Origin of the sequence: Lutibacter sp. B1 (assembly GCF_012524075.1) — a bacterium.
Taxonomy (GTDB): Bacteria; Bacteroidota; Bacteroidia; order Flavobacteriales; family Flavobacteriaceae; genus Lutibacter.
In genome coordinates this window covers 1-3,394 of record NZ_JAAZUI010000057.1, presented here as the reverse complement: position 1 = coordinate 3,394, position 3,394 = coordinate 1, and the positions used below count along the sequence as shown (strand labels likewise).

The window sequence follows — 3,394 nt, the reverse complement described above, 5'->3', positions numbered from 1 at the left end:
AAATAAAAAGCATAAAAAAATCAATCCGGAAAAATGCTCAAAATCAGATTATTTTGAGTTAAAAAAAACATAAATTTTGAAGGAGAAATTCTCTGCCGAATTCTTCACAAGTTATTTTAGCTAACGGGTTTGTATATGGCTTCGTTGTGGGAAAATCAGCGAGATTTTTCCGCCGAAGCAATTTTGACAATAAATATAAGGAATTTTTCGATTAAAAAATTCCGCCACAATGAGCTATATACGGTGTTGCAAGTTTTTGCGCCACGTTCTGTTGAGCATTAGTCATATAATTTTCATTGATATTTAAAATTATCTTTTAAAATACTCAATTGTCATTTTTAGTATTGAAAAGTATCATTCTTATAAAAAAAGTAGTCAAAATAACAAAAGCAAGTATCGGAAAGATCAAATGAGTTTCTTTATTTTCAGTTGTTAAATCGTTTAAGTTAATTAATAAGAAGATGATTCCAATCAGGTAAATCACTTTTAAAAAAGCAGGTTCATTTTTAATAAAATCTTTTTCATTCATAATGGAGTTGATTTGGTTTTTTCATTGATAGTTGCAATTTTTCATTTTAAACGATACTATTTTCTGTAAAAATATCTTATATATTTCTAAATATCAAGTTTTTAGTTATAAATTTAGATAGGTTGAGAATCATCAAGATTTTCTCGGTTTGTACAATTTTTTCATAAAAAGTACAATCTATTTAATTCTCAACTTCTACCGATTAAATTTTTTATTAGGTAACTCATTCTTTTTTTCAGATTAGTAATTTTTTTTCTTTAAAAAACAGCAATTTATGCCATCATAATTTTCTCTGCAAATTTCTCATAAACCGAAATTTTTAAATGCTATTTTCTATTAAATCGACACTTTAATCTATTCAGACTAAAACTCAGTCAAGCAATTACTTGCAACGGGTTAGGCTAGGAAAAGTTGCAATTGCTAAATCGTACTTTTCCGACGTTTGTTTTATTGTTTAAATTTAGTTTAATTTTTCTATTTAGCATAATGGAGCAATTTTTTTTAGCCATTGTTGGCTAAAGTAGTATTTTTACAAACTCTTTATTCATTAATTCATTCTTTCTCAATATTTTCAAATAAAACTTTAATCATTTCCATATAAAATTTCATTGCAGGTACTACTTTATCAATTGATTTTTGATTTTTATATTTTCTCAATTTCTCAATAAGGATTCTCAAATCAGACAAATTTGAAAGATTCTTTTCGGATATTCTTTCTCCTACAAATATTGAAATATTAGTTAGTTCCTCTAGATAATTTTCTATTGTTGTTAATTCTAAACCTTTATTCAATGCGTATTCCTTAAACTCTTTCTCATAAAATACCATAGCAACATATATGTTTTATAAAAAAATATTTTAATCAAAGTAAGTTGAAATAATAACTGACTCATAATTCTAATTTTTTTACAAAATTAATAAAACTTACACAATCTGTCAACTTTTTGTATGACGAAATTTTCAGTTAATTCTTTGACATTTGTTTAGTGAACAAAGACGAATTAAATAAAAAGATAGGTAATCGTATAATTGAATTAAGAACTTTAAAAGGGTGGAGCCAATCTGATTTAGCAAGAAATTGTGAAAAAGATCGGCAAGCTATTGAAAAAATTGAAAACGGAAAGGTAAATTCCACAGTATATTCTCTTTTTGAAGTTTCTAAAGCATTAGGTGTACCTCTATATGAAATTCTTAAAATTTAAAATCTTATCAGTTAAATTTATTCCACAAATTCACTAAAAGTATTATTATATAATTTTCATTTTAATTTTCTTTCTTTAGTTCTAATTATTCTAGTCATCTATTTTAGCCAACGGGTTTGTATATGGCTTCGTTGTGGGAAAATCAGCGAGATTTTTCCGCCGAAGCAATTTTGACAATAAATATAAGGAATTTTTTAATTAAAAAATTCCGCCACAATGAGCTATATACGTTGTTGCCTAAAGTAACCATTTCAAATCATATCTAATTTTTCATTATTAAGCAGAATTTTAATTAATTCATTGTTCAAATTTAATCGATTCATTTCTCATACCTGATGGTTTCAATTCTCATTTTTCATTCCGTGATATTTCTCAAATTCACTTGAAAGAAGTTGTAATTTTTCAGTTTACTAAAATGATAAAAAGCAACTAAAACAATCAGAAAATAAATCTTTTTGAGTTTGCATTTTCAAGTTTAGTCTAATTATAAAAAGAAAATGAAATATCTAAAAATCATTCAAACGAGTTCGTTTTTATCTGTTTAGTAGAAAATGAGCTTAAAAAACTAAAAATAAGAGAAAAACTCGTACGTTTTAAAATTTATTCAACTTAACGGATTCAACTCATTAAATTTCTCAATTTAGCAGAATGATAAAATAGGAGAGAAGCGTTCTCAGAGTAATTCTCAGCCGGAGCAGAATTTTAGTTTTGGAAGAAAACTACTTAAAAAATTCATTCCGGAATAATGCTCAAAATCGGACTAATTTTCAGCTTTAGTAAATCATTATTTTTGAAGAAAAATTTCTCTGCCAAGTTCCAATCTCGTTATTTTAGGCAACGGTTTAGGCTATGTTGTCGTTGTGGAAAAATCGACAAGATTTTTCCGCCATAGCAATTAGCTTAGTAAATATACGAGGATTTTCTGAAAAAGAAAATCCGCCACAATGCAATATAGCCATTGTTGGTTAAAGTAACTTAATCAAACAAAGTTGGATTTATCAATTTTAGTTTAAATTTAATCGATTCATTTCTCAAATCTGATGGTTTCAATTCTCTATTTTCATTCCGTGATATTGCTCAAATTCAGTTGAAAGAAGTTGCAATTTTTCAGTTTACGAAAATGATGAAAAGCAACTAAAACAATCAGAAAATCAATCTTTTGAGTTTTATTTATCAAGTTTAGTATTAATTATAAAAAGAAAACGAATTATCTAAAAAATCAATCGTTGAGAATTTTTCAGTTTAGTAGAGAATTAGCTTAAAAAACTAAAAATAAGAGAAAAACTCCCACGAAACGAAAATCAAATCAATTTAACGGATTCAACTCATTAAATTTCTAAATTTAGTAGAATGATGAAATAGAAGAGAAGAGTTCTCAGAGAAATTCTCAGTTGAAGTAGAAATTTAGTTTTAGAAGAAAAATAGATCAAAAACTCATTCCGGAATAATGCTCAAAATCAATCTAATTTTCAGCTTTAGTAAATCATTATTTTTGAAAGAAAATTTCTCTGCCAAGTTCTAATCTCGTTATTTTAACCAACGGTCTCGTATAACCGTCAGTTGCGGGATTAAAGTTAATAATTTTCGGTTAAGAACTGGCGTTAGCAATTCCGAGTGGATTCGGACGTAGTCGAATCCGCCGTAATTGCGGTTATACATTGTT

Annotated in this window: 3 protein-coding genes; 1 reads left to right on the top strand and 2 read right to left on the bottom strand. The window is 26.9% G+C overall.

Annotated features, from left to right (window positions below):
* Positions 1–325: 325 nt before the first annotated feature.
* Together HGB55_RS14610 and HGB55_RS14605 are read right to left on the bottom strand one after the other, a co-directional pair.
* Entirely contained in the window at positions 326–529 is a 204-nt protein-coding gene (locus HGB55_RS14610) for a hypothetical protein (RefSeq protein ID WP_168817755.1), read from the bottom strand.
* A gap of 552 nt (positions 530–1,081) precedes the next feature.
* Entirely contained in the window at positions 1,082–1,357 is a 276-nt protein-coding gene (locus HGB55_RS14605; RefSeq protein WP_168817753.1) for a hypothetical protein, read from the bottom strand.
* A 158-nt stretch (positions 1,358–1,515) separates the two neighbouring features.
* Here HGB55_RS14605 and HGB55_RS15545 point away from each other — a divergent pair, with 158 nt between their 5' ends.
* Positions 1,516–1,731, top strand: coding sequence for a helix-turn-helix transcriptional regulator (locus HGB55_RS15545; protein ID WP_168817751.1), 216 nt, complete (start codon positions 1,516–1,518; stop codon positions 1,729–1,731).
* Positions 1,732–3,394: the final 1,663 nt, after the last annotated feature.